We start from the raw sequence: 26,124 nt of genomic DNA on the forward strand, positions 1-26,124 counted from the left end.
GGCCGCCGCGCGTGCCCACACCGGACCGCCTCGGGGCGGACGCGTCGTCACCTGAGGTAGTCTCTCGCGGGCGCGTTCTCCGCGTGCCGACGGCCGCCGTCGCGCCCACGCCGAGGCCGTACCGGCTTGCCGACCGACCGACAGGAACCGCTCACGGGCGGCCGTCGGGTCGGGTCGGTGCGACGGCCGCCATGAGCGGCGTCCGCCGCCACGGCCGTGCCCCCGGCGCCCCGTTCCCGGCCGTCCGGGCCCGTTCCCCGCTGTGCGCCCCCGGTGTGCAGAGCTACCACATCTAGTGGTTGTATGAGGCACGGCCCCAACAGCTTGTGTCCCGGTGCTTTCCGTCCGACCGGCATCGCCTATGCTGGGGTCCGTTCCGAGGGGGCGCTTTCCGCCTCCGAGGGGCTGTTTCGCCATGTCGCACATCAAGGGTGAGGAAGGTGGTTCCCGATGCACTGCCCCTTCTGCCGGCACCCTGACAGCCGCGTCGTCGACAGCCGGACGACGGACGACGGAGCCGCCATCCGCCGACGCCGCCAGTGCCCGCACTGCTCCCGTCGCTTCACGACGCTGGAGAACGCGTCACTCATGGTGATCAAGCGGAGCGGCGTCACCGAACCCTTCAGCCGGGACAAGGTGATCGCCGGGGTGCGCAAGGCGTGCCAGGGGAGACCGGTCGGTGAGGACGCCCTCGCCCAGCTCGGCCAGCGCGTCGAGGAGGCGGTGCGGGCCACCGGCAGCGCGGAGCTCTCCACGCACGACGTGGGACTCGCCATACTCGGCCCGCTGCGCGAACTCGACGTGGTCGCCTACCTCCGCTTCGCGTCCGTCTACCGGGCGTTCGACTCGCTGGAGGACTTCGAGGCCGCCATCGCGGAGCTGCGGCACCCCGTGCCGCAGCCCGGCGGTCCCGAGCCGGCACCGCGTGCCGTCGACGCGGCCGAGAGCCCGGCCCCGGCGACCGCCGGCGACTGACCGGCACACAGCCAAGACCTCACCGGGGGGCGCCCAGCGGCGCCACCCGGTGGCAGCCAGACATCGTGACCCGGAAGAAACGGGACACACAGGGCGTTATGCCCGTACCAGGGAGGCGGAATGACAGAGACGACGAGCGGCCCGGCACGAGGCTCCCGAGCCAAGGCCGGCAAGCCGGAGAAGGCTGAGAAGGCCGGTCGTCCGGCCGGGGGCCTGCGGGTCGAGCGCATCCACACCACCCCCGGGGTGCACCCTTACGACGAGGTGGTCTGGGAGCGCCGTGACGTCGTCATGACGAACTGGCGGGACGGCTCGGTCAACTTCGAGCAGCGGGGCGTCGAGTTCCCCGAGTTCTGGTCGGTCAACGCCGCCAACATCGTCACCAGCAAGTACTTCCGCGGGGCCGTGGGCACCCCGCAGCGCGAGACCAGCCTCAAGCAGCTGATCGACCGGGTGGTGAAGACCTACCGCGCCGCGGGCGAGGAGCACGGCTACTTCGCCTCACCCGCCGACGCCGAGATCTTCGAGCACGAGCTGGCCTACGCGGTGCTGCACCAGGTCTTCTCCTTCAACTCCCCGGTGTGGTTCAACGTCGGCACCCAGCAGCCCCAGCAGGTCTCCGCCTGCTTCATCCTCTCCGTCGACGACTCCATGGAGTCGATCCTCGACTGGTACAAGGAAGAGGGGATGATCTTCAAGGGAGGCTCCGGCGCCGGGCTGAACCTCTCCCGCATCCGTTCCTCCAAGGAGCTCCTCTCCTCCGGCGGCAACGCCTCCGGCCCCGTCTCCTTCATGCGCGGCGCCGACGCCTCGGCCGGCACCATCAAGTCCGGTGGCGCGACGCGACGAGCCGCCAAGATGGTCGTCCTCGACGTGGACCACCCGGACATCGAGGCCTTCATCGAGACGAAGGTGAAGGAGGAGGAGAAGATCCGCGCCCTGCGCGACGCGGGCTTCGACATGGACCTGGGCGGGGACGACATCACCTCCGTTCAGTACCAGAACGCCAACAACTCCGTCCGGGTCAACGACGCGTTCATGAAGGCCGTCGAGTCCGGTTCGAAGTTCGGGCTGCGGGCCCGCATGACCGGTGAGGTGCTGGAGGAGGTCGACGCCCGCGCCCTCTTCCGCAAGATGGCCGAGGCCGCACACGTCTGCGCCGACCCGGGCATCCAGTACGACGACACGATCAACCACTGGCACACCTCCCCGGAATCGGGCCGCATCAGCGCCTCGAACCCCTGCAGCGAGTACATGCACCTGGACAACTCCTCGTGCAACCTCGCCTCCCTCAACCTCATGAAGTTCCTGCGGGACGACGCCGAGGGCAACCAGGCCTTCGACGCCGAACGCTTCGCCAAGGTCGTCGAGCTCGTCATCACGGCGATGGACATCTCCATCTGCTTCGCCGACTTCCCCACCGCCAAGATCGGGGAGACCACCCGGGCCTTCCGCCAGCTCGGCATCGGGTACGCCAACCTCGGCGCACTCCTGATGGCGACCGGCCACGCCTACGACTCCGACGGCGGCCGAGCCCTCGCCGGAGCGATCACCTCCCTGATGACGGGCACGTCCTACCGGCGCTCCGCCGAGCTGGCCGCAACCGTCGGCCCGTACGAGGGCTACGCCCGCAACTCCAGCGCGCACAACCGCGTCATGAAGCAGCACGCCGAGGCCAACGACTCCGCGCGGCGCATGGACGACCTGGACACGCCGGTCTGGGCCGCCGCCACCGAGGCGTGGCAGGACGTGCTCCGCCTGGGCAAGAAGAACGGCTTCCGCAACGCCCAGGCCAGCGTGCTCGCCCCCACGGGCACCATCGGGCTGATGATGGACTGCGACACCACGGGCGTCGAGCCGGACCTCGCCCTGGTGAAGTTCAAGAAGCTCGTCGGCGGCGGCTCCATGCAGATCGTCAACAACACGGTGCCCAAGGCCCTCAAGCGCCTGGGGTACCAGGACGAGCAGGTCGAGGCGATCGTGGCCCACATCGCCGACCACGGCAACGTCGTCGACGCGCCCGGCCTCAAGCCGGAGCACTACGAGGTCTTCGACTGCGCCATGGGCGAGCGGGCCATCTCCCCGATGGGCCACGTGCGGATGATGGCCGCCGCGCAGCCCTTCCTCTCGGGCGCCATCAGCAAGACCGTCAACATGCCGAGCTCCAGCACGGTCGAGGACGTCGAGGAGATCTACCTCCAGGGCTGGAAGCTCGGTACGAAGGCGCTCGCCGTCTACGTCGAGAACAGCAAGGTCGGCCAGCCGCTGTCGGCCAAGAAGAAGGACGACGCGAAGGCCGACACCACCGAGGAGAAGCCGGTGGAGAAGGTCATCGAGTACCGGCCGGTGCGCCGTCGCCTGCCCAAGGGACGCCCGGGCATCACCACGTCCTTCACCGTGGGCGGTGCCGAGGGCTACATGACGGCGAACTCCTACCCGGACGACGGCCTGGGCGAGGTCTTCCTCAAGATGTCCAAGCAGGGCTCGACGCTCGCGGGCATGATGGACGCCTTCTCGATCGCCGTCTCCGTCGGCCTCCAGTACGGCGTCCCGCTGGAGACGTACGTCTCGAAGTTCACCAACATGCGCTTCGAACCGGCCGGCATGACCGACGACCCGGACGTGCGGATGGCGCAGTCGATCGTCGACTACATCTTCCGCCGCCTGGCGCTGGACTTCCTGCCCTTCGAGACGCGCTCGGCGCTCGGCATCCACTCGGCGGCCGAACGGGAGCGGCACCTGGAGACGGGCTCCTACGAGCCCGACGACGACCTCGACGTCGAGTCGCTGGCCCAGTCGGCGCCCCGGCGCGCCGAGCAGCCCCCCGCCGCGCCGCAGCCGCCCGAGGCCGAGGCCCCGGCCCCGGCGGCGGCGCACAACTCCACCGAGCTCGCGGAGATGCAGTTCGGCCTCAACGCCGACGCACCCCTGTGCTTCTCGTGCGGCACGAAGATGCGCCGCGCCGGCAGCTGCTACCTCTGCGAGGGATGCGGTTCCACGAGCGGCTGCAGCTGACCCCCGGGCGCCCGGCCACCGGCCGGGCGCCGTCGGCGCAGGCGGGGCCCCGGTCCGCGACCGGGGCCCCGCCTCGTCGTCTCACCCCCGGCGGGAATGGCCGCCCACCGGGCCGCGTTGTCGCGATCATGTGGAGTTCCGAGAAGCTGGATCTGAACGCCTACCTGAACCGCATCGGGTACACCGGCGACACACCCCGGCCCGACCTGGCCACCCTCCGGAAGCTGCACCGGGCCCACGTGGAGCAGGTGCCGTTCGAGAACCTGGAGATCATGCTCGGGCGGCCGGTGCTGCTGGACCTGGAATCCCTCCAGGACAAGATGATCACCCGGCGTCGCGGCGGCTACTGCCACGAGCAGAACTCGCTGTTCGCCGCCGTGCTGGAGCGCATCGGCTACACCCTCACCGGACGGGCCGGACGCGTCGTCCAGGGTGAGCCCGACAAGATCCTCCCGCCCACCCACATGCTCCTGATCGTCGAGATCGACGGCGAGCGGTGGCTGGCGGACGTCGGCTTCGGCAGCGAGGGGCCGCGGCTGCCGATCCGGCTGCGGGCGGGCGAGGAGGTGCGCCACGGCGAGTGGTCGTACGCCCTCGACCGGGACGCGGACGGCGTCTGGATGCTGCGCGGCCTGCGTCCCGAGGGATGGGTGGACCTCTACTCCTTCACCGAGGACCCGGCCTTCCCGCCCGACTACTTCGTCTTCAACTACTACGTCTCCACCCACGCCCGCTCTCCGTTCACCCGCCGCCCCGTCGTGCAGGTGTCGGCTATGAAGGACCGGACGGCCCTCCTCGGCTCCCGGCTCGCCGTCATCCGCCCCGACGGCACGACCGACGAGCGCGAGGTCTCCGGGAGCGAACTGGGCTCCGTCCTGGACGAGGTGTTCGGACTGACCCTGAGCGAGGAGGAGTTGACGGTTCTGGGAGAGCGCCAACGGACGATCAGCGGCTGAGATGCCCGTACGATGGCGCGGTGCTGGTCAAGTGGGTGCGGTGCACCGTGGTCGATCGCCGCGGATTCGAGCGCGGACAGCGGAAGTGGGCGGGCCTGCTCGGCGAGCCCGGTTTCCGCGGGCAGGGAGGCGGCTGGAGCCGCTCCCGCAGCGGTGTCGCGCACCTCTTCGGCTTCTGGGAGAGCCGCGCCTTCTACGACTCCTTCATGGCACGGTCGCACGACCGGCTGCACGCGGCCCAGGTCGGCACCTACCGGGACATGCGCGCCCTCCTCTTCGAGTACCGCTTCGACGTGAAGACCGGGTTCCGCCCGGAGTTCACCGACGCCGACCTGCTGCGCGTCGCTCACTGCCGGGTGCGCAGTGAGCGGGTCGACCACTACGTGCTCATGCAGGAGAAGGTCTGGAACCCCGCCATGGCCGGGTCGCCGGGCATGCTGCGCGGCGTGTTCGCCGAGGCCCCGGGCCTGGCGGAGTTCCTCGTCCTCTCCATGTGGGACTCCGCCGCCGAACACGGCAAGTACCGGGTCGAACGCGTCGAGCGGCTGTCGCTGCGCGCCCAGACCGGCGCGGACATCGCCGCCATCGACGGGGACGTCATCGATCTCCAGCCCTCGTGGACGGTCTGACGCGCGCACCGACCTGCCCGCCGCGCGTACCCGTGTCGCCCGGCCCGCTCCCGGGGTGTGCGGGGCTTACGCTGTCCTCATGGCACGACCTCGTCGCATCGTCCTCCTCCGGCACGGCGAGTCCGAGGGAAATGCCGACGACTCCGTGTACTCCCGGGTGCCCGACCACGCCCTCCGGCTGACGCCCGAAGGGCGCCGCCAGGCCGCCGGGGCCGGAGAGGGGCTGCGCGCCCTGTTCGGTGACGAGCGGGTGTCGGCGTACGTGTCCCCCTACCGCCGCACCCACGAGACGTTCCGCGAACTGCGACTCGACCCCGCGCTCGTGCGGGTGCGGGAGGAGCCGCGCCTGCGCGAACAGGACTGGGGCAACTGGCAGGACTGGGACGACGTACGCAGCCAGAAGGCCGCACGGAACGCCTACGGCCACTTCTTCTACCGCTTCTCCCAGGGCGAGTCGGGCGCCGACGTCTACGACCGGGTCGACGCCTTCCTGGAGAGCCTGTGGCGGAGCTTCCAGGCCCCCGACCACCCCCCGAACGTCCTGCTGGTCACCCACGGGCTGACCATGCGGCTCTTCTGCATGCGCTGGATGCACTGGACCGTCGCGGAGTTCGAGTCCTTGTCGAACCCGGACAACGCGGAGACCCGGGCCCTCGTCCTCGGCCCGGAAGGCCGCTACCACCTGGACCGGCCCTTCGAGAGGTGGTGCACCCCGGAGCCCTACCAGGTGCCCTGAGAAGCCCATCGCGTCCTCCGACGCCGACGGTCCCCCCGGCGGGCAGGGCCCCGGGCGTCGCGACCGAGGCCCTGCCCGCCCGGGTGCCGACACCTGCCGAGTAGGCTTGAACCGTGCCGTACGACCCACCCACCCACCGCGTCGAACGTTCGCTGCGGGCCACGACCTCCGCCCGGCTCGTCGCCGGGGTGGACGAGGTGGGACGCGGCGCGTGGGCCGGGCCGGTCACCGTGTGCGCCGCCGTCACCGGCCTGCGTCGTCCCCCCGAGGGTTTGACGGACTCCAAGCTGCTCGCCCGGGGACGCCGCACCGAACTGGCCGAGGTGCTGCGCGGCTGGGTCACGGCGCACGGCTTCGGGCACGCCTGGCCCGAAGAGATCGACCTCCTCGGCATGACGGCGGCGCTGCGGCTGGCCGCCGAGCGCGCGTTGCAGGCGCTGCCACAGCGGCCCGACGCCGTGATCCTGGACGGCTCCCACGACTATCTCGGAGCGCCCTGGCACGTGCGCACCGTCGTCAAGGGCGACCGGTCCTGTGTCTCGGTGGCCGCGGCGTCCGTCCTCGCGAAGGTCCAGCGCGACACTCTGATGGCCGAACTGGGCGCCTCGCACGCCGCGTTCGACTTCCAGGGGAACGCCGGTTACCCCGCGCCCACCCACCGGGCGGCGCTCGCCGACCTCGGCCCCACCCCGCACCACCGGCTCACCTGGGCGTACCTGGACGCCCTGCCGCGCTGGAAGCACCTGAAGAAGCCTCACCCCCTGGCGGCAGTTCCGGGCCCGGCCGTCGCGGAGGCCGAGGAGGAACAGGCCCGACTGTTCTGAGACTTCACCGTTCTGACTCTTCCCGTTCGCGCACCGCCCCGGCGGGACGACCCGCCGACACGGCCCCGCGCCCTGTTTGATAGACAACATCCATGCCGCACAGCTCCGAGGAGCCCCAGATCCGCCCCAGCGTTCCCGGCCCCCGCGCTTCCGCGGGTACCGCCCGTGTTCCCCAGCCCCCTCGCCCCGCCGTTCCGGGGCCGCGTCCCGGCCCCCGGCCCGCACCCCCGCGCGCCGACCGCAGCCGCCCCGGCCCCGGGGCGTCAGGTTCCACGAGGCCCGCCCGGGGCCCGGCGCCGTCGTCCCCGGGCACCTCGACGGCGGCCCTCACGGCGCCCACCGCACGCATCCGGCTGGAGGCCGCCACGGCGGCGACCGCCGTGGCGGTCGCGGACGACGCCGTCGACGCCCTGCTCGACGAGGGTCGTTCGCCCGGCGACATCCTCGTCCTCACCACGGGGGGCCCACACCCGTGGGCCGAGCACGAGCTCACCTTCGGCGAGGGCGCCTACTGGCGGCAGCAGTCGGAGGGCGGCGACGTGTTCTACGCGCACACTTCCGCGCTCGCGCGCGCCACGAGCCGGCCCGTCGTGGTCGTGGCCGTCAACGGCGGCACCGACGCGGCGATCGCCGAGAGCCTGCCGAGCGCTCTCGGCAAGGCCGGCACGGACCTCGTCGTCTGCGGTGACCCCGAGCAGCTTCGCAGCCTCCTCTGACGCCTGCCGTGCGGCCGTCTCGCAGGCACGGGGCCGGACGACCGGCCCTGGGCCGGTTACCTCCGCGCGCCGCCCGTCACGGGGCGAGGGCCGCCGAGCCGTACCGCAGGACGGCGCCCCCGCCGCTCCTCGCCGTGCACCCGCCAGCCTCGCGGCGTGAGCGTCACGTAGGCGCCACACCGCAGGCCGTGCAGCGTGCAGGCGTCCCGCAGCGCCCACATCCAGGCGCCGTCCTCCTCCGTCCACCCCTCTTCGCCCTCCCGGCAGTACAGGAGCATCGCGGTCCGTACGGGACGGCGCAGCCGCAGGTCGTGGGGTATGACGCGGCGTAGCTGGTCCAAAAGCGCGTTCCGGAACTCCCAGCCGTCGGGCTGTGCCGCGCCCCTGCCGAAGGAGGCGCTGGCGGTGAGTCGGTCGTCCGGCCCGAGCACCGCCACGATCGCCGTGAGCGGCCGCGGTCGGTGACGGGCGTGCAAGCCGGTGACGACCTCTCGGGGAGCGCGCAGCAGGGGTATACCCGCTGCTGCCCACTCGGCCGGTTCCATGGTGCGCGCCAGCCGGGAGGTGGCGTCGGTGGTCGGAGCCTTCGGAGCTGCGACGGTCACGGTTCTCCCTTCTCTGCGCCCGTGGAGCGGAGCCGTCGGGCAGGGGCGCACGCCACGACGAGCACGGGTACCTCTCGGTCCGTTGCGGGAGTGAGGTCAATTGTCGCTGGCCGGTTGACGTGGGGCAACGCACCATCGCGTCCAACTGGCCGGAACGGGCCCGTAGCCCCACGCGGGGTAGCGCCTGTCCGAGCCGGTGTCAGCCCTGGAGTGCCAGGACCAGAGGCAGCACCCCCCGCGCCCCCGCCTGCCTCAGCCGATCGGCCACGACGGCCAAGGTCCATCCCGTGTCCGCGTAGTCGTCCACCAGGAGCACCGGGCCCGCGGCGTCGGCCACCGCCTGTGCGAGGGCGGGCGGCACGGTGACCGTGGCGTGGAGGGCCCGTACGCGTTGCGCGCTGTTGGTGTGCGAGGCCGCCCGGCCCGCTTCGTCCCCGGCCATCGCCACCTCGCCGAGCAGGGGTATACGGCCGACCGATGCGATGCGTTCTCCCAACGACCGGACCAGCTGCGGCCTGGACCGCGAAGCGACCGTGACCACACCGGCGGGCCGGGACCCTGCCGGCGCTTCGCTCGCGGCCCATCCGCCCGGGCCCTTCGCCCAGTCGGCCAGTACGGCGACGACGGCGCCGACGACGTCCTCCGGTACCGGGCCGTCGGGCGCCTGCGGCTCCAGAAGCGGCCGAAGGCGACTGCCCCAGCCGATGTCGGTCAGCCTGCCGAGCGCCCTGCCGGGGGACGCCTGCCGGTCGGCGGGAATGCGGCCGCGCAGATCCACCCCGACCGCCGGGAGCCCGGTCGGCCACATCCTGCGGGGTTCGACCTCCGTGCCCGGACGGTCGAGCTGGCCCTGTGCGGCGGCCAGCGCGTCAGCTGGGGCCTCCTCACCGAACCGCGTTCCGGCGCAGTTGTCGCAGCGGCCACACGCAGCCGCCTCGGGATCGTCCAGCTGCCGGCGCAGGAACTCCAGCCGGCACTGGCCGGTGCTCGCGTACTCCCGCATCGCCTGTCGCTCCGCCGCACGCTGCCGCGCCACCCAGGAATACCGCTCGGTGTCGTACCGCCAAGGCTCACCGGTCGCGGTCCAGCCCCCGCGGACACGGCGCACCGCGCCGTCCACGTCCAGGACCTTGAGCATCATCTCCAGTCGGGACCGGCGGAGTTCGACCAGGGGCTCCAACGCGGGAAGGGACAGGGGTCGGTCGGCCGAGGCCAGGACGTCGAGGGTTCGCCGCACCTGCTCCTCGGGCGGAAAGGCCAGCGAGGCGAAGTACTTCCAGATGGCCTCGTCCTCCGGGCCGGGCAGCAGGAGCACCTCCGCGTGCTCCACGCCGCGTCCCGCCCTGCCGACCTGTTGGTAGTAGGCGATGGGGGAGGAGGGGGAGCCGAGATGCACGACGAAGCCGAGGTCCGGCTTGTCGAACCCCATGCCGAGGGCCGACGTGGCGACGAGGGCCTTCACTCGGTTGGCCAGGAGGTCACTCTCGGCGGCCTCCCGGTCGGCGTTCTCCGTCCGCCCGGTGTAGGAGGCCACCGTGTGACCGCGCTGCCGCAGGTGGGCCGCGACCTCCTCGGCCGCCGCGACGGTCAGCGTGTAGATGATCCCCGAGCCCGGGAGCTCGTGGAGATGGCCGTCCAGCCAGGCGAGCCGGTGCGCCGCGTCGCGCAGCCGCAGTACCGACAGACTGAGCGACTCCCGGTCCAGCGGGCCGCGCAGCACCAGAGCGTCCGGCGTGTCGCTCTGCTGCCCGCCCGTGCCGAGCTGTTCGGCGACATCGGAGGTGACCCGTGCGTTGGCCGTCGCCGTCGTGGCGAGCACGGGGACGCCCGGGCGCAGTGCGGCCAGCATGCTGCGCAGCCGACGGTAGTCGGGGCGGAAGTCGTGGCCCCAGTCGGAGATGCAGTGCGCCTCGTCGACGACGAGTAGCCCCGTCGTCTCCGCCAGGCTGGGTAGGACCTGGTCCCGGAAGTCGGGATTGTTCAGCCGCTCGGGGCTGACGAGTAGGACGTCGACCTCCTCGGCGCGCACGGCCTCGCGCACGGCGTCCCACTCCTCGACGTTGGCCGAGTTGATGGTGCGGGCCCGGATGCCCGCCCGGCCGGCCGCCTCGATCTGATTGCGCATGAGGGCCAGCAGCGGCGAGACGATCACCGTCGGGCCGCTGCCGCGCCGCCGTAGGAGGGCGGTCGCGACGAAGTACACCGCCGATTTGCCCCAGCCGGTGCGCTGGACGACGAGCACGCGCCGGTGGTCGGCGACGAGCGCCTCGACGGCCTTCCACTGGTCTTCCCGGAGCCGCGCCGTCCCCGTGTCGTCTCCCACCAAACGGGCGAGGACGGCATCGGCTGCGGTGCGCAGGTCGTTGGCTGTCATGGCGACCATGCAACCCGACGCCCGGCCGGTACGGCGAATCCAGTGTTGTGGACAACGTGCCGATCGTGCGTTGATCGGACGACTGCCAGTGCGTTGATCGGATCGTCGTCATGGTGGTGTGGATGGTGCGGGAGGCCGATGCGACAAGGTCGAGTCATGACACACAGTGATCGCCACCTCGCTTCCCAGTCCTCCTCCGACGCCGCTCCGGAGCTCGCCTCCGAGTCCGCGCGGCGCGTGACGCTGCGCGGCCCGGCCGAACTCGCGGACGCGCTGCCGTACCTCCTGGGGTACCACCCGGACGACTCGATCGTCGTGATCGCGGTGCACGGGGAGCACGGCAGGTTCGGCGGCCGTGTCCGCCTCGGCATCCCCGCGGTCCCGGGCGAGTGGCCGGAGGCGGCTCGTCAGGTCGCCGTGTGCCTCCTCGCCGGATGCGAGGAGGCAGACCGGCCCACCGGCGCCGTCGTCTACCTCTGCCAGGACGCGCGAGCCGGCGAGGACGCCGCCGCGGTGCCCGTCCGCCTCCGGCCGCTCGCCCAAGAGCTGCGCGCCGCCTGCGGGGCGCTGGACATGCCGGTGTTCGAGGCCCTGTGTCTCTCCGGTGGACGCTTCTGGTCGTTCTGCTGCGAGGACCCCCGCTGCTGCCCGCCGGAGGGCAACGAGCTGGAGCCGCCGGGATCCTCCCCGATGGCGGCGGCCGCCACCTACGCGGGCATCCGGGTCCAGGGAACACTCAAGGAACTGGCCGCCAGGCTGGCTCCGCTCGCGCCGCACCGGGTTCCGCTCCAGGAACAGGCGCTGGACGCGGCCGCGGCGGATCTGCTGCCGCGCATGCTGGACGTCTCGGCCAAGGAGGTCGTGCGGACCAGGACGCTGGAGATCGCCGCGCGCCTTCTGGACCGGTTCTCCTCCGCACCGATCCCCGCGGGCCGCGGTCCCTCGGAGGCCGACCTCAGCGACGACGCCCGGCTCTCGGAGGCCGAGGCGGCCTCGCTCATCGTCGGACTTCAGGACAGGATCACGCGGGACCGCGCCGCCGAATGGATGGAGGAGGAGGACGCCCAGCCGGCGCTGCGGCTGTGGCGGGCCCTCGGCCGACGCTGCGTCGGTGCCTTCACGGAGTACGCGGCGGCGCCGTTGACCCTGGCCGGCTGGGTCTCCTGGTCCACCGGGGACGAGACGAACGCGCGCGTCGCCCTGAGCGCCGCGCTGGAGGCCGATCCCGAATGCGTCTTCGCCAGGCTGCTGCACTCCGCGTGCAACAGCGGACTCGACCCGGAGCCGCTGCGCGGCACCCTACGAGGTCAGCGTGCGGCACACGGGGGCCGCCCCGAAGCCTGCCGGGGCGCTGGATCCGGCGCGGATCCGGAGGCGTGAGGTGAGCCGCCGAGCGGTGCCCTCGGCCGGGTTCGGGGCGGGTGCTCTCTCATCTGCCGCTCGGCGACCGGTAGGGCTGGAAGAGCTGGTCCACGGGCGCGAAGTCGTCCGTGAGCGCGGGTGCGTCACCGACCCAGGAGGCGAGGTCGTCGCCCGTGGCGATCTTCCACCCGGTCTGTCGCGTGTCCAGGGATTCCTGGACCGAGCGCAGATCGACCGGCCGGTCGGAGGCGAGCAGCACCAGATTGCCGCCCTCGGCCCCGGCTGTCGGGTCGACCCCGATGTCCACCGGATCACCGAGGAGCGCGACGTGCTCGAACGTCGTCTGGAGGGTGGCCACTTCGGCCCGGGCGAAGGCCAGTTCACCGTAGTCGATCAGGTTGACCACGTAGACGCCGTCCTCGTCGAGTACCCGTCGGACGTCCGTCATCGCCTCCACCGTCGTGAGATGCCACGGCACGCTCACGCCCCCGAAGGCGTCGCCGACGACGAGATCACGGCTGTCGGGCTCCAGCCGCCGCAGGCCCAGTCTGCCGTCCTCCGCGCGGACGTCGACACCGGTGTCCGGCACCAGCCCGAGGCGGTCACGGTCGATCCGCACGACTCCGCTGTCGATCTCCGAGACGAGGCTGCGCGTACCGGGCCGCGTGGCCGCGAGGTATCGGGGGATGGTGAGCCCCCCGCCGCCCAGGTGGTGGGCGTCGAGCGGTTCCCCTGCGGGAAAGGCGGAGTCGATCACCGAGGCGATGGCGCGCACATACGTGAACTTCAGAAAGGTCGGGTCCTCCATGTCGACGTAGGAGTGCCGCACGCCGTCCAGAACGAGAGTGCGGCCGCTGTCCCGGTCGGGGTCCGCGACCACGCGTACGCAGTGGTATCGGGTTTCCGCGTCGCACCCCCCGGGCGCGACCGCGGTGGCCAGGCCGCCGACGACGACCACGAGAGCGAGCGCGGAGGCTCCCCTCCACCCTCGCGTGCGCCACTCCACCACCGCGGAGCCGAGCACCAGCAGCGTGCCGAGGCCGATCAGGATGCCGCTGACGGGCAACCGCGACACGAGGACGAAGCCGGTGAGGACGGTGCCGACGATGGCGCCGACGGTCCCCACGCCGGACAGCCTGCCGACGACCGTTCCCGTCTCGGCGAGGTTGGTGAGCCGCAGCTTGGTCGCGATCGGAGTCACCGCGGAGAGGAGGGCGCCCGGCACGAGGATGGTCAGCGCCGCGATGAGCAGCAGCAAGGCAGGCGCCCACTCCGCAGTCGTCCGGAGCACGGCGGGGGTGAGCGCCACGACCGCTCCGGACACCCCGAGCGAAGGCCCTACGAGGCGGCGCGGGTCGACCTGGTCGGCCAGGCGCCCGCCCAGCCAGGAGCCCAGGGCGATGGCGGTGAGGGCGATGCCGATCACCATCGTGCTGGTCTCAAGGGTGAGGCCGAGATAGGGGGCCAGCAGTCGCAGGGCGACGATCTCGACCACCAGGACCGCGGCGGAGGATCCGAACACCAGCACGGCCGCTGCTCTTGGGCCCAGGCCGTGCCGGCCGGGTGTCGTGCCCTCGTCGACGGGCGAGGAAGACGGTGTGGTCACGCGCGTCATCCTCGCACGGGGTACGGCCCGGCGACGGCCGTGCGGGAAGGACCCCTGCGGGCCCGGCGCCCGCCCACTGTGGCCGCTTCCGTGAGCGCTGGAGGGGGAATTCGGACGCGGTCGGCCGTGCCCCTGTTTATCGTCAGGAAGACGACTAAGATCATGTCATGCCCTACGACCCGTCGGCCTATCCGCCCTTCGCCGTCACTGTCGATCTGGTCGTTCTCACCGTGCGCAAGCACGCGCTGTGCGCCCTTGCGGTGCGGCGGGGCGAGCCTCCTTTCCAGGGGCAGTGGGCGTTGCCCGGTGGGTTCGTCCTGCCGGACGAGGACCTGGGCGGAGCTGCGGCACGGGAACTGGCCGAGGAGACCGGGCTGCAGGTGGAGGAGCCGGGCGGGCACAGCGCGCACCTGGAACAGCTGGCCACCTATGGTGATCCCGGCCGCGATCCCCGGATGCGGGTGGTCAGCGTGGCTCACCTGGTACTCGCTCCCGATCTGCCGGCGCCCGTCTCGGGAGGTGACGCCAAGACCGCTCGCTGGACGCCGGTCGAACGCCTCCTGGCCCCGGAGGAGGACCGGGGGGAGGCGTCGCCCGGACGACTCGCGTTCGATCACGACCGCATCCTCGCGGACGGTGTGGAACGGGCCCGGTCCAAGATCGAGTACTCCTCGCTCGCCGCCGCCTTCTGCCCTCCGGAGTTCACCGTGGGCGAGTTGCGGAGGGTCTACGAGGCGGTGTGGGGGGTCGCTCTCGATCCTCGGAACTTTCACCGCAAGGTCACCGGGACTCCCGGCTTCCTGGTGCCGACGGGAGGAACGACGACCCGTCAGGGCGGGCGTCCGGCCCAGTTGTTCCGGGCCGGTGGCGCCACGGTGCTGAATCCCCCGATGCTGCGTCCGGAGGTTTGACTCCTCCGACACCCCGGCGGGGAACCCGACTGACCTTAATGTCGGATATGTCGCGTTATCGTGCTGTGCGTTGCTCATGCGCTCAGCGGGAGAAGCGATGATTCAGGCGATCGGGCTCACCAGCGACCCCCGCCGTGGACGGCCGCCGGCCGTCGACGACCTCACCTTCGAGGCCCGACCCGGTCGCATCACGGCGCTCCTCGGCCCCACGGGTTCCGGCAAGTCGACGGCGCTGCGGCTCATGCTCCAGTTGCAAGGCGGTCGCGGAGTGGCCCTCTTCCGGGGGCGCGCGCTGCATCAGCTGCCGCGGCCCGCCCGTGAGGTGGGCGTGTTGCTCGGTGACGTGCCCGGCCACCCCGGACGCACGGCCCGTGGCCACCTGCGCATGCTGAGTGCGGCGGTGGGGGTGCCCGCCGAACGGGCCGACGAGCTTCTGGACGTCGTCGGGCTCAGTGGGCTCGCCGATCAGCGGCTGGCCGCCTTCTCCCTCGGGATGGACCGCCGGCTCGGTCTGGCGGCCGCCCTGCTCGGCGACCCGCACACGCTCGTCCTCGACGATCCCGCCCAGGGCCTGACGGCGCGCGAAGCGGCCTGGCTGTACAACGTGTTGCGCGGCTTCTCCGATCAGGGCGGCCTCGTACTCACGACCACGCGCGACCCGAAGGAGGCGGCCCGGCTGGCCGACCGGATCGTGACCGTGGACGGCGGTCGCCTCATGGCCGACCAGGAGTCGGCGGAGTTCGCCCGGACCCGGCTGCGTCCACGTGTCGTGGTGGCGTCGCCGCACGCCCGTCGACTGGCCGCCGTCCTCGCACAGGAGGTACGCAGTGCCGAGCGGGGAGGGCTCTTCGGGCCCGCTCGGTCCACTTCCGTGGACGGACGAGTCGGCCCCCGGGCCGCGCGGGGCCGGGGGGAGGCCGCGCAGCCCGTCGAGATCGTGGAGGAGGGCGGCGGGAGGATCTGCGTGTACGGCAGCACCTGCGCCGTCGTCGGCGAGACCGCGTACCGCCACGGAATCCTCGTGCACCGGCTCGCCGAGGAAGTCGGTGACACCGCACCGGGCTCCGCGCCCCCGCTCGACCGGGCGGACGGCCGGAGCGGCGCACCGGGCACCGGAGGGCGGCCCTCGACTCCGCGGCCCTTGGCGAAAGGTGCTCCGGCAGGGAGGTCGGGCGCCGAAGGGACGGCCGCGTGGCCGCGACTGCCGGCCGTCGCCTCCGCCGGCCCCTCCCGGCCCCTGCGTTACGAGCTGCGGCGGCTGGTCGGCGTGCGCAGCACGTGGCTGCTGTGCGTCGCCGCCCTGGTGGCGGGGCTCGTCGCCGCCCTCGCGCTGGGGCATGGGGCCGAGAGGGATACCGTGCGGGCGCTGGCCGGCTGGCCGTCCATGCTGCCGCTGCCGTTCGGGGCGGCGGCGGCCGGGCTGCTCGGCGCCCTCTCCTTCGGCCACGAGTTCCGGTATCCCGCGCTCGCCCCGGCCCACGCCCCGGTACCGCGTCGGCTGGGCATGCTCGTCGTGAAGCTCCTCGTCGCCGCCGCGCTGGCGCTTCTGCTCACCCTGGCAACCGTGCTGCTCAACGCCGTGGCCTTGACCCTCTGCTACGGGACCGGCCTGCTCGACCTGCCCCGGCACTGGCTCCCCGGGCTCATCGCGACCGCCGCGCTGGCCGTGGGGTGCGCCTGGGCCGGTGCGCTGGCCGCCGCGGTCCTGCGTTCCACCGTGCTCGGGCTCGCCGCGGTGCTCGCGGTGCCGGTCGTGCTGGCTCCCGGGGTCCGGCACGTGCTGACCCAGGAGGACGCCGCCGGTCTCACCGCCCTGGCGCAGCGCGTCGAGCCGCTGTTCCTCGTGCGCTGGCCCGGGGGTGCGGACTCGTGGGCTCCTGTCGCCGCGCACCTGGTGTCGCAGCCGATGGCCAGTGCGCTCGCGATTTCCCTCATCGCACTGTTCTGCGCCTACGCCGGCACCACCCTGTACGGCAGACTCCGCTGAGAGGGGCCGCCCGCGCCGCTCTGACCTGCGACGAACGACCTTGCTGCGGGGTTCCTCGGCCGACGTCAATCCGGAACCGCCCGGTGATCACCCTTTCGTGTGCTTTTCACCAAAGCCCTCAAGCCGGTCGGGTGGGCGGCCGACAAAGGATGCGTGACTACCCTTGCGCACTCCACCATGACCTCCTCCCGTACCGCCGACTCGGCCCGAGTCGAGCTGGACCGCTACTCGTACGCCGAGTCCACCGGTGTCCCCCGGGCGACCACGAGCGTTCCCGCCTGGGACGGCGGCGACGCCGACATGGCCCGGGCGGGGCGCCGGGCGGCCGGCAGTCGCGGGCGCGGCCTGCACGGCCAGCTGGTCCAGCAGCTCGGCCAGATGATCGTCTCCGGGGATCTCGGCGCCGACCGGCCGCTCGTCCCCGAGGAGATCGGCCAGCGGTTCGAGGTGTCCCGCACGGTGGTCCGGGAATCGCTGCGCGTCCTGGAGGCCAAGGGGCTCGTCAGCGCCCGGCCCAACGTCGGCACCCGCGTCCGTCCCGTGAGCGACTGGAACCTGCTCGACCCCGACATCATCGAGTGGCGGGCCTTCGGCCCCCAGCGCGACGACCAGCGCCGTGAGCTCCGTGAGCTGCGTTGGGCGATCGAGCCGCTCGCCGCTCGCCTCGCCGTCGGTCACGGGCGGGACGAACTCCAGCAGCGCCTGGCGGACATGGTGGAGATCATGGGGCGCGCTCTCGCCCAGGGGGACGCCCTGACCTTCTCCCGGGCCGACACCGAGTTCCACACGCTCCTGCTCCAGGCGGCGGGCAACCGCATGCTGGAGCACCTGTCGGGCATCGTCTGTGCGGCGTTGCACGTCTCCGGGGGGCCGGCCACGGGCTGTGAGCGCCCCACGGAGTCCGCGATCACCCAGCACCAGCGGATCGCTGACGCCCTGGACGCGGGCGAGCCCGCGGCGGCCGAGGCGGCGATGCGCGAGCTTCTCGCCGTCCATCCCGAGACGGCGAGCGCGGCGGCGGGGGACGGTCACGTCGTGCCCGCGCCGCGAGAGCACTGAGGACGTCCGCGAACCGTCGCGCCCCTGCGTCGCCGGACCCCGCACGGCGGAGTCCGGCGACGGCTGTCGGCCGACATGCCCGCGTCCGCGCCGACGCGTGGCCCGCTGTGCGACCTGTGGGCGTCGGGCGGCTGGCCGTCGGTGCACACATCACCGGCCGTTGCTCCTTATATGCTCTTGTATGTCCGATAAGCCCTGTGACTCGCGACACGCGGAACGGGCGTAACGCTTTGCGCGGACAGCGCGATGGTTCAAGAGGTAGTGGCCACAGCGGGAACAGCGCTCACGACATCGGCGTTGTACCTCCTCCCTGCACTGCCCGCCCGGGCAGCCGGTTCATCCCCGCCGGCGTCCCTCGGCCCGGCCCCCCTGTGGGCGGGGTCGTAGCCGTTCCCATCGTTCCGAGAGGTTGTTCGTGTCGGCCAGCACATCCCGTACGCTCCCCGCGGAGATCGCCGAGTCCGAGTCTGTGATGGCGCTCATCGAGCGGGGAAAGACTGAGGGGCAGATCGCCGGCGACGACGTGCGTCGGGCCTTCGAGGCTGACCAGATTCCGCCAACCCAGTGGAAGAACGTCCTGCGCAGCCTCAACCAGATCCTCGACGAGGAGGGTGTGACGCTGATGGTGAGTGCCGCCGAGGCGCCCAAGCGCACCCGCAAGAGCGCCGCAGCGAAGGCACCGGTCCGGCGTGCCGCCGCCAAACCGGCGGCTGCCAAGAGCCCTGCCAAGACCGCCCCGGCTCCGCCCCCCGCCGCGGAGCCCGTGGGCGCCACGGTGACCGACGAGCCCGCGGCCGAGGCCGCGGAGGACCGGCCCGCGAAGAAGGCCGCCGCCAAGAAGGCCGTGGCCAAGAAGACGACGGCGAAGAAGACCGCGGCCAAGAAGACGGCCGCCAAGAAGACGACAGCCAAGAAGTCGGTCGTCGACGAGCTCCTCGAAGGCGATGAGGAGAACGTGGAGGAGCCCACGGCCAAGCGCGGCAAGGGCGGTCCCGAGGACGCCGCGGCCGAGCCCAAGGAGGGTGAGAGCGGCGAGGGCTTCGTGCTGTCCGACGAGGACGAGGACGACGCCCCGGCCCAGCAGGTGGCCGCCGCCGGTGCCACCGCCGACCCGGTCAAGGACTACCTCAAGCAGATCGGCAAGGTCCCCCTGCTCAACGCCGAGCAGGAGGTGGAGCTGGCCAAGCGCATCGAGGCCGGCCTGTTCGCCGAGGACAAGCTGGCGAACTCCGACAAGCTGGCACCCAAGCTCAAGCGCGAGCTGGAGATCATCGCGGAGGACGGCCGCCGGGCCAAGAACCACCTGCTGGAGGCCAACCTCCGCCTCGTGGTGTCCCTCGCCAAGCGCTACACGGGCCGCGGCATGCTCTTCCTGGACCTGATCCAGGAGGGGAACCTCGGCCTGATCCGTGCGGTCGAGAAGTTCGACTACACCAAGGGCTACAAGTTCTCGACGTACGCCACCTGGTGGATCAGGCAGGCCATCACCCGCGCCATGGCCGACCAGGCCCGCACCATCCGCATCCCGGTGCACATGGTCGAGGTCATCAACAAGCTGGCGCGCGTCCAGCGCCAGATGCTCCAGGACCTGGGCCGCGAGCCCACGCCGGAGGAGCTGGCCAAGGAGCTGGACATGACGCCCGAGAAGGTCGTCGAGGTCCAGAAGTACGGGCGTGAGCCGATCTCCCTGCACACCCCGCTGGGCGAGGACGGCGACAGCGAGTTCGGCGACCTCATCGAGGACTCCGAGGCCGTCGTGCCCGCCGACGCCGTCAGTTTCACCCTCCTGCAGGAGCAGCTGCACTCGGTGCTCGACACGCTCAGCGAGCGCGAGGCGGGCGTCGTGTCGATGCGTTTCGGTCTCACCGACGGTCAGCCCAAGACGCTGGACGAGATCGGCAAGGTCTACGGCGTGACGCGCGAGCGCATCCGCCAGATCGAGTCCAAGACGATGTCCAAGCTGCGGCACCCTTCCCGCTCGCAGGTCCTGCGGGACTACCTGGACTGACGAGCGCGTTCTCCGCCGAGGGCCGGCACCCTTCCCGGGGGCCGGCCCTCGGCGCGTCCGGAACCGGGCCGGGGAGTGCCGCGAAACGCCGGTCGGCCTGACCCTTCGGTGACTTCCTGACTGCGTAGAGTCAGGAAGCCGTATGAGAAACTTTCCGCGCCTGCTGCTCGGCGCCCTCGCGCTCGCCCTGCCCCTCGGCCATCTGGCGGCGCTGGGGCCGCCGTCGGCCACGGCCGCCACCCGGGTGATCGGCGGCAGCGAAGTGACCGCCGCGGACCACCCCTGGGTGGTGGCCGTGGCGAGCCGGGAGTACTTCGGCAGCGGCAGGTCGGGTCAGTTCTGCGGTGGCGTGCTCGTGGGCCGGAGTGCCGTGGCCACGGCGGCGCACTGCTTCAGCTCGGAGGTCCTGGGCACCGACGTCTCGCGGGTGGACGACCTGCGGGTGGTCGTCGGTCGGACCGACCTGCGGACGGACGAGGGCCGGGAGATCGAGGTGGCACGCGTCTGGGTCAACCCCGCGTGGGACAGCCGGACGAACGCCGGGGACCTCGCCGTGCTCACCCTGGCGAGTCCGATGCCCGCCGGGGACGTGCTCCCCATGGCGGAGAAGGAGGATCCGGCGTACGCGCCCGGTACGTCGGCGGGTGTGTTCGGCTGGGGGGACGTGCGGGGCGACGGCAGTTACGCCACCACGTTGCGGAAGGCCCGGGTGAGCGTCCTGGAGGATGCCCGCTGTGCCGCTGCGTACCCGGGGGGCCCTGCGGGCACGTACCAGCCGGAGAGCATGGTCTGCGCGGGTCTCCCGCAGGGTGGTCCGGACGCCTGCCAGGGCGACAGCGGGGGGCCTCTGGTGGCCCGTGGGCGACTGGTGGGCCTGGTCTCCTGGGGGGTCGGCTGCGGTGAACGGGATCTGCCCGGGGTCTACACCCGGGTGGGATCCGTGCGCGACCTGATCGCGGACTCCGGGGGCGTGTCCTGACGAAGGACGGCGGGCGGCCACCCCGTGGTGGGGTGGCCGCCCGCCGTTGTCCGGCGTGGGGCCGGCGCATCGCTCTCGTCCGCGGCACCCGGGCTCCGGCCATCGGGCCGGGGGCGCGGGGCCGTCAGACCCGCAGGTCAGCGTTCGTCGTCGGACGCGTTCGCGGGAGTGGCGGTGAGCCGCTCCGTCTCGTCCTGTATCTCGGCGGCGATCTTCTTGAGTTCCGGCTCGAACTTACGGCCGTGGTGCGCGCAGAACAGCAGCTCGCCACCGCTGACCAGCACGACGCGCAGGTATGCCTGGGCGCCGCAACGGTCGCAGCGGTCCGCCGCCGTCAGCGGGCTCGCGGGTGTCAGAACAGTAGTCACGTCGCCTCTTCTCTAGCTCGACGAGCTGTCGTACCAGGGTCAACATCCAACCAGCCCGAGAATGTTCCCGCCCGGAGCTTTGCCCCGAAGTTTTCCTTCCGAGGGGGTTGGCTGTTGCCGGTTGGCGGCGAAAGAGCCGTATTGCAGGGTTACTGGTCGCTTGCGGGTCTCATGCGGTTCGTCCTGTCGTCGGTCCCGGTTGTCAACCGGTTCGTATCGGAGGACGTGCCCGGAGCCTAAATGGTTCATGCCTCAAAGTGAACGTGATGTACACGTCACCCTCCCGAGTTATCGAACGCGTATGCGACCCTCCTCTAGCATAGGTTTACCCGAGGGTGGCTGCTCACCAGGGCTCCTGGGCCTCGGTACCCTCTGACCGGCAAGCAAGCCACCCCCAGTTGGATTCAGCGAGGAGCGAACCGCGTGACCGCCGAGACGTCTGTGCCGTCGTCCACAGCGCTGCTGACCGGAGCGGACCGGGACGGTTCCAACTACACCGCGCGGCATCTCCTCGTCCTCGAGGGCCTTGAGGCGGTACGGAAACGACCCGGCATGTACATCGGCTCCACCGACAGCCGGGGCCTGATGCACTGCCTCTGGGAGATCATCGACAACTCGGTCGACGAGGCCCTGGGCGGCCACTGCGACCGGATCGACGTCGTCCTCCACACGGACGGCTCCGTCGAGGTCCGCGACAACGGTCGCGGCATCCCGGTGGACGTCGAGCCGAAGACGGGGCTCTCGGGTGTCGAGGTCGTCATGACGAAGCTGCACGCCGGAGGCAAGTTCGGCGGCGGCTCGTACGCCGCCTCCGGCGGCCTGCACGGCGTGGGTGCCTCCGTGGTGAACGCGCTGTCCGCCCGGCTGGACGTCGAGGTGGACCGCGGCGGGAAGACGCACGCCATCAGCTTCCGGCGCGGCGTGCCGGGGATCTTCACCGAGTCCGGTCCCGACGCCCCGTTCGACCCCTCCGGCGGGCTGCTGACCGGCAAGAAGATCCCCAAGACCCGGACCGGCACCCGGGTGCGGTACTGGGCGGACCGCCAGATCTTCCTCAAGGACGCCCGCCTGTCCCTGGAGACGCTCCACGCGCGCGCCCGGCAGACGGCCTTCCTCGTGCCCGGGCTGACGATCACCGTGCGCGACGAGCGCGGGATAGACGACAGCGCGGTGACGGAGGAGGTCTTCCGCTACGACGGCGGGATCAGCGAGTTCTGCGAGTACCTGGCGCAGGACAGGCCGCTGAACGACGTCGTCCGGCTGGAGGGGCAGGGCACGTTCAAGGAGACCGTGCCGGTCCTCGACGACCGCGGGCACATGATGCCCAAGGAGGTCACCCGCGAGCTGGGCGTGGACGTCGCGCTGCGCTGGGGCACCGGGTACGACACGACGGTCCGGTCGTTCGTGAACATCATCGCCACGCCCAAGGGCGGCACACACCTCGCGGGCTTCGAGCGGGCCGTCACCCGCACGATGAACGAGGTGCTGAGGGCGTCGAAGCTGCTGCGCGTGGCCGAGGACGACATCGTCAAGGACGACGCCCTGGAGGGCCTCACCGCCGTCGTCACGGTCCGGCTGGCCGAACCGCAGTTCGAGGGGCAGACGAAGGAGGTGCTGGGCACCTCGGCCGCGTCGCGGATCGTGGGCCAGGTCGTCGCGAAGGAGCTCAAGGCCTTCCTGACGTCCGCCAAGCGGGACGCGAAGCAGCAGGCGCGGGCCGTGCTGGAGAAGGCCGTCGCCGCCGCCCGCACCCGCATCGCCGCCCGTCAGCACAAGGAGGCGCAGCGCCGCAAGACGGCCCTGGAGTCCTCGGCCCTGCCCGCGAAGCTCGCGGACTGCCGCAGTGACGACGTCGACCGCAGCGAGCTGTTCATCGTCGAGGGGGACTCCGCCCTGGGCACCGCCAAGCTCGCGCGCAACTCGGAGTTCCAGGCCCTGCTGCCCATCCGCGGCAAGATCCTGAACGTCCAGAAGTCCTCCGTGTCCGACATGCTGAAGAACGCCGAGTGCGGCGCCATCATCCAGGTCATAGGAGCCGGGTCGGGGCGCACGTTCGACATCGACCAGGCCCGCTACGGCAAGGTGATCTTCCTGGCGGACGCCGACGTCGACGGGGCTCACATCCGCTGCCTGCTGCTGACGCTGTTCCAGCGCTACATGCGGCCGATGGTCGAGCAGGGCCGGGTCTTCTCCGCGGTGCCGCCGCTGCACCGCATCGAGCTGATCAACCCGAAGAAGGGGCAGGAGAAGTACCGGTACACGTACTCGGACAACGAACTGCGCCAGACGCTGCTCGAGCTGCAGAGCAAGAACATCCGGTTCAAGGACTCCATCCAGCGCTACAAGGGTCTGGGGGAGATGGACGCCGACCAGCTCGCGGAGACGACCATGGATCCGCGCCACCGCACGCTGCGCCGCATCAACATCGGCGACCTGGAGGCGGCGGAGAAGGCGTTCGACCTGCTCATGGGCAACGAGGTCGCGCCGCGCAAGGAGTTCATCACGACGTCGGCCGCCACGCTGGACCGCTCCCGCATCGACGTGTGACGGACGGGGCCGGGTGAGGACGGCGGGCAGTGTGCTGCCCGCCGTCCGTCACCGACGCGGTTCGTGCCTCATGTCACCTGAAACGGTGAAGGTCGCCCGAACGCCCGCCCCGCGCGCCGCCCCGCTCGCCATTCTGGGTCTCCCGGGGGAGCGAGGAGAGTGCGGTGACACAGCAGGACGGTCCGGACGGGCGCGGGACGGGTGGTGTCCTCGGGTACGAGGACGACCCCTGGTACGACGCGGTGGCCTCGGGTCGGCGCGAGCCGGAGGCGGTGCGGCCGGATTCCCGGCAGGGCGGAGCACCGGCGGCCGGCGCCGTGCCGTGGCACGCCCGGCCGCTTCCGCCCAGCAGCCCCGATCCGTCCCGGCCCGCGCCTCCACGGGGTCCCGTGAGCGGCCCGGAGGCCCCGTGGCAGGCCCCCGGGGGCCGATCGGGGCCCTCGCGCGGCGGGCGGGCGCCCGAGCTGCGAGAGGGGCGCCCGAGGGCCGTGGCGGCTCCCGGAGCACCGCTGCCGGCCGATGACGCGCGGGCCGCCGTGTACGTCGCGGTGCACCGCAGCGCCGCCTTCCGGGAGGTCCGTCGCCGGCATCGGCGTTTCGTCTTCCCCGCCACGGCGCTGTTCCTCTCGTGGTACCTGGCCTATCTCGTCGCCGCCACGACCGCGCCGGGGCTGATGAGCACACCGGTGGGCGGTGGCCCGGTCAACGTGGGTCTGCTCGCCGGGCTCGGCCAGTTCCTCACGACGGCTCTGCTGACGTGCGCGTACGCCTGCCACGCCCGCCTGCGCCGGGACCGGGCCGCCCTGGACCTGCGGTGGGAGACGCAGCAGCTCACCCGGGAGGCCGTCCGGTGAACTGGCACGACGACCGCCTGCCCGCCCTCGTCCTCGTCACCGTCTTCATCGCCGTCACCCTGGCGGTCACGACCTGGGCGGCCCACCGGCGCCAGGGGACGCCGGAGGAGTTCTACGCCGGCGGCCGGCTGTTCTCCCCCGTGGAGAACGGTTTCGCCATCGCGGGCGACTACATGTCCGCCGCGTCCTTCCTCGGCATCTCGGGGCTCATCGCGCTCTACGGGTACGACGGCCTGGTCTACGCGGTGGGCTTCCTGGTGGCCTGGCTCGTCGTGCTCTTCCTCGTCGCGGAGCTCGTGCGGAACTGCGGACGCTTCACCCTTGCCGACGTGCTGGTCTCGCGGCTGCGCGAGCGCCCGGTCCGGGTCGCGTCCGGCACCGCGTCGGTGCTGGTCTCGCTGCTCTACCTGGTGGCCCAGATGGTCGGCGCGGGAACGCTCGTGGCCCTGCTCCTGGGCGACACCGGGCCCGACGTGCGGACGTGGACGGTCGTCGGCGTCGGCGCGCTGATGATCGTGTACGTCGCCTTCGGCGGCATGCGGGGCACCACCTGGATCCAGATCATCAAGGCCGTCCTCCTCATGGGCGGTGCCCTCACCCTGACCGCCCTCGTCCTGCTGCGCTTCGGCGGCGATCCGGCCTCCCTCCTCACCGGAGCCGCCGAGCGCAGCGGGTACGGCGACGCGTTCCTCGGCCCGGGGCTGCTCTTCGGGGACACCTGGGTCTCCCGCGCCGACCTCGTCAGCCTCGGGCTCGCACTCGTCCTCGGGACGGCCGGCCTGCCGCACATCCTCGCCCGCTTCTACACGGTGCCGACCGCCCGGGCCGCTCGCCGTTCGGTGATGTGGGCCGTCGGGCTCATCGGGGGCTTCTACCTGATGACGATCGTGCTCGGCTTCGGTGCGGCGGCGCTGCTGGGGCCGGACACGGTCCGCGCGGACAACGCCGCGGGCAACACGGCCGTGCCGCTCCTCGCCCGGTTCCTGGGCGGCGGTGCGGGCACGACGGGCGGCACGGTGCTGTTCGCGGTCGTCGCGGCGATCGCCTTCGCCACGATCCTCGCCGTCGTCGCGGGGATCACGCTGGCCTCCTCGGCGGCCATCGCCCACGACCTGTACGGCTCGCTCGCCCGGCGGCGCGGGCGGCGCCGTCTCGGGGAGGTGACCGTGGCACGGCTGGCGGCCATCGGGGTCGGAGCGCTGGCGATCGGCCTCGGCCTCCTCGCCCGCAACCTGAACGTGGCGTTCCTCGTGGGACTGGCGTTCGCCGTCGCCGCCTCGGCCAACCTGCCGGTGCTGCTCTACACGCTCTTCTGGCGACGCTTCACCACCCGGGGCGCCCTGTGGGCGGTGTACGGGGGCCTGCTCCCGTCCCTCGCCCTGGTGGTGCTCTCCCCGGTGGTCTCGGGCAGCCCGGACGCGCTCCTGCCGGGGCTGGACTTCGCCTGGTTCCCGCTCCAGAACCCCGGAATCGTCTCGATCCCGCTCGGCTTCCTCGCGGGGTGGCTCGGCACCGTCTCCGGGCGTGGGAGGCCCGACCCGTACCGCCACGCGGAGACGGAGGTGCGCGCGTTGACCGGGGCGGGCGCGGTGTGAGCGGCGCGGTGACCCGGT

Annotated in this window: 20 protein-coding genes; 16 read left to right on the forward strand and 4 right to left on the reverse strand. The window is 72.0% G+C overall.

Translation table 11 applies throughout. The features are described from left to right. The first annotated feature begins 450 nt into the window (after nucleotides 1-450). The 7 genes from nrdR (at nucleotide 451) to IF129_RS26955 (ending at nucleotide 7,851) form a co-directional block, all read left to right on the forward strand. On the forward strand, nucleotides 451-975 hold the full coding sequence (gene nrdR / locus IF129_RS13915; RefSeq protein WP_191209943.1) for a transcriptional regulator NrdR: 525 nt from the start codon (nucleotides 451-453) through the stop codon (nucleotides 973-975). A 120-nt stretch (nucleotides 976-1,095) separates the two neighbouring features. After that, a complete protein-coding gene (locus tag IF129_RS13920) occupies nucleotides 1,096-3,990 on the forward strand; it encodes a vitamin B12-dependent ribonucleotide reductase (RefSeq protein WP_191209944.1) in 2,895 nt (964 codons plus the stop codon). Nucleotides 3,991-4,118: 128 nt separating this feature from the next. Beyond that, entirely contained in the window at nucleotides 4,119-4,946 is an 828-nt protein-coding gene (locus IF129_RS13925; protein ID WP_191209945.1) for an arylamine N-acetyltransferase family protein, read from the forward strand. A gap of 20 nt (nucleotides 4,947-4,966) precedes the next feature. Further along, nucleotides 4,967-5,575 carry a YdbC family protein gene (locus tag IF129_RS13930; RefSeq protein WP_191209946.1) on the forward strand — a complete coding sequence of 203 codons (609 nt, stop codon included), beginning with the start codon at nucleotides 4,967-4,969 and terminating at the stop codon, nucleotides 5,573-5,575. A 79-nt stretch (nucleotides 5,576-5,654) separates the two neighbouring features. After that, entirely contained in the window at nucleotides 5,655-6,311 is a 657-nt protein-coding gene (locus IF129_RS13935; RefSeq protein WP_191209947.1) for a histidine phosphatase family protein, read from the forward strand. Between the two features lie 113 nt (nucleotides 6,312-6,424). After that, entirely contained in the window at nucleotides 6,425-7,135 is a 711-nt protein-coding gene (locus IF129_RS13940; protein WP_191209948.1) for a ribonuclease HII, read from the forward strand. Nucleotides 7,136-7,515: 380 nt separating this feature from the next. Next, nucleotides 7,516-7,851: a hypothetical protein gene (locus IF129_RS26955; protein WP_318153728.1), complete on the forward strand. Its 336-nt coding sequence runs from the start codon at nucleotides 7,516-7,518 to the stop codon at nucleotides 7,849-7,851. 56 nt (nucleotides 7,852-7,907) lie between these two features. Here the strand turns inward: IF129_RS26955 and IF129_RS13950 are convergent, their stop codons facing one another. Further along, nucleotides 7,908-8,396, reverse strand: a complete 489-nt coding sequence (locus tag IF129_RS13950; protein ID WP_224754969.1) for a hypothetical protein — start codon at nucleotides 8,394-8,396, stop codon at nucleotides 7,908-7,910. A gap of 259 nt (nucleotides 8,397-8,655) precedes the next feature. Next, complete coding sequence (locus IF129_RS13955; RefSeq protein WP_191209951.1) at nucleotides 8,656-10,830, reverse strand: RecQ family ATP-dependent DNA helicase; 2,175 nt, start codon at nucleotides 10,828-10,830, stop codon at nucleotides 8,656-8,658. 156 nt (nucleotides 10,831-10,986) lie between these two features. Here IF129_RS13955 and IF129_RS13960 point away from each other — a divergent pair, with 156 nt between their 5' ends. Then, nucleotides 10,987-12,210 (forward strand): DUF4192 domain-containing protein, encoded by a 1,224-nt coding sequence (locus IF129_RS13960; protein ID WP_191209952.1) that lies wholly within the window; start codon nucleotides 10,987-10,989, stop codon nucleotides 12,208-12,210. Between the two features lie 49 nt (nucleotides 12,211-12,259). Here the strand turns inward: IF129_RS13960 and IF129_RS13965 are convergent, their stop codons facing one another. Further along, nucleotides 12,260-13,798, reverse strand: a complete 1,539-nt coding sequence (locus tag IF129_RS13965) for a fused MFS/spermidine synthase (protein ID WP_318153729.1) — start codon at nucleotides 13,796-13,798, stop codon at nucleotides 12,260-12,262. A gap of 167 nt (nucleotides 13,799-13,965) precedes the next feature. Between IF129_RS13965 and IF129_RS13970 the strand changes: the two genes are divergently transcribed. The 5 genes from IF129_RS13970 to IF129_RS13990 all read left to right on the forward strand — a co-directional run bounded on the left by IF129_RS13970 (nucleotide 13,966) and on the right by IF129_RS13990 (nucleotide 20,742). Beyond that, a complete protein-coding gene (locus IF129_RS13970) occupies nucleotides 13,966-14,709 on the forward strand; it encodes an NUDIX hydrolase (RefSeq protein WP_191209954.1) in 744 nt (247 codons plus the stop codon). 97 nt (nucleotides 14,710-14,806) lie between these two features. Then, nucleotides 14,807-16,696, forward strand: coding sequence for an ABC transporter ATP-binding protein (locus IF129_RS13975; RefSeq protein WP_191209955.1), 1,890 nt, complete (start codon nucleotides 14,807-14,809; stop codon nucleotides 16,694-16,696). A 99-nt stretch (nucleotides 16,697-16,795) separates the two neighbouring features. Next, the gene (locus tag IF129_RS13980) at nucleotides 16,796-17,755 is read left to right on the forward strand and encodes a FadR/GntR family transcriptional regulator (protein WP_318153730.1); all 960 of its coding nucleotides are present in this window, start codon (nucleotides 16,796-16,798) and stop codon (nucleotides 17,753-17,755) included. Between the two features lie 415 nt (nucleotides 17,756-18,170). Further along, nucleotides 18,171-19,763: an RNA polymerase sigma factor gene (locus tag IF129_RS13985; RefSeq protein WP_191209957.1), complete on the forward strand. Its 1,593-nt coding sequence runs from the start codon at nucleotides 18,171-18,173 to the stop codon at nucleotides 19,761-19,763. A 142-nt stretch (nucleotides 19,764-19,905) separates the two neighbouring features. Next, nucleotides 19,906-20,742: a S1 family peptidase gene (locus IF129_RS13990; RefSeq protein ID WP_191209958.1), complete on the forward strand. Its 837-nt coding sequence runs from the start codon at nucleotides 19,906-19,908 to the stop codon at nucleotides 20,740-20,742. 137 nt (nucleotides 20,743-20,879) lie between these two features. Here IF129_RS13990 and IF129_RS13995 read toward each other — a convergent pair whose 3' ends face one another. Then, nucleotides 20,880-21,110 carry a DUF7455 domain-containing protein gene (locus IF129_RS13995; protein WP_191209959.1) on the reverse strand — a complete coding sequence of 77 codons (231 nt, stop codon included), beginning with the start codon at nucleotides 21,108-21,110 and terminating at the stop codon, nucleotides 20,880-20,882. Nucleotides 21,111-21,533: 423 nt separating this feature from the next. Here IF129_RS13995 and IF129_RS14000 point away from each other — a divergent pair, with 423 nt between their 5' ends. The 3 genes from IF129_RS14000 (at nucleotide 21,534) to IF129_RS14010 (ending at nucleotide 26,106) form a co-directional block, all read left to right on the forward strand. Next, the gene (locus IF129_RS14000) at nucleotides 21,534-23,657 is read left to right on the forward strand and encodes a DNA gyrase/topoisomerase IV subunit B (RefSeq protein WP_191209960.1); all 2,124 of its coding nucleotides are present in this window, start codon (nucleotides 21,534-21,536) and stop codon (nucleotides 23,655-23,657) included. Between the two features lie 389 nt (nucleotides 23,658-24,046). Beyond that, nucleotides 24,047-24,511, forward strand: a complete 465-nt coding sequence (locus tag IF129_RS26960; RefSeq protein WP_191210108.1) for a DUF485 domain-containing protein — start codon at nucleotides 24,047-24,049, stop codon at nucleotides 24,509-24,511. After that, nucleotides 24,508-26,106, forward strand: a complete 1,599-nt coding sequence (locus tag IF129_RS14010) for a solute symporter family protein (protein ID WP_318153732.1) — start codon at nucleotides 24,508-24,510, stop codon at nucleotides 26,104-26,106. The genes IF129_RS26960 and IF129_RS14010 overlap by 4 nt, the downstream gene beginning before the upstream one ends. Nucleotides 26,107-26,124: the final 18 nt, after the last annotated feature.

The organism is Streptomyces chumphonensis (assembly GCF_014779715.1).
GTDB classification, from domain to species: Bacteria; Actinomycetota; Actinomycetes; order Streptomycetales; family Streptomycetaceae; genus Streptomyces; species Streptomyces chumphonensis.

Excerpts from the sequence above, each read along its gene's own strand:
- IF129_RS13920 (WP_191209944.1), top strand. The coding sequence starts at position 1,096 with ATGACAGAGACGACGAGCGGCCCGGCACGAGGCTCCCGAGCCAAGGCC.
- IF129_RS13935 (WP_191209947.1), top strand. The coding sequence starts at position 5,655 with ATGGCACGACCTCGTCGCATCGTCCTCCTCCGGCACGGCGAGTCCGAG.
- IF129_RS13960 (WP_191209952.1), top strand. The coding sequence starts at position 10,987 with ATGACACACAGTGATCGCCACCTCGCTTCCCAGTCCTCCTCCGACGCC.
- IF129_RS13970 (WP_191209954.1), top strand. The coding sequence starts at position 13,966 with ATGCCCTACGACCCGTCGGCCTATCCGCCCTTCGCCGTCACTGTCGAT.
- nrdR (WP_191209943.1), top strand. The coding sequence starts at position 451 with ATGCACTGCCCCTTCTGCCGGCACCCTGACAGCCGCGTCGTCGACAGC.
- IF129_RS13990 (WP_191209958.1), top strand. The coding sequence starts at position 19,906 with ATGAGAAACTTTCCGCGCCTGCTGCTCGGCGCCCTCGCGCTCGCCCTG.
- IF129_RS13955 (WP_191209951.1), bottom strand. The coding sequence starts at position 10,830 with ATGACAGCCAACGACCTGCGCACCGCAGCCGATGCCGTCCTCGCCCGT.
- IF129_RS13925 (WP_191209945.1), top strand. The coding sequence starts at position 4,119 with ATGTGGAGTTCCGAGAAGCTGGATCTGAACGCCTACCTGAACCGCATC.
- IF129_RS13975 (WP_191209955.1), top strand. The coding sequence starts at position 14,807 with ATGATTCAGGCGATCGGGCTCACCAGCGACCCCCGCCGTGGACGGCCG.
- IF129_RS13950 (WP_224754969.1), bottom strand. The coding sequence starts at position 8,396 with ATGGAACCGGCCGAGTGGGCAGCAGCGGGTATACCCCTGCTGCGCGCT.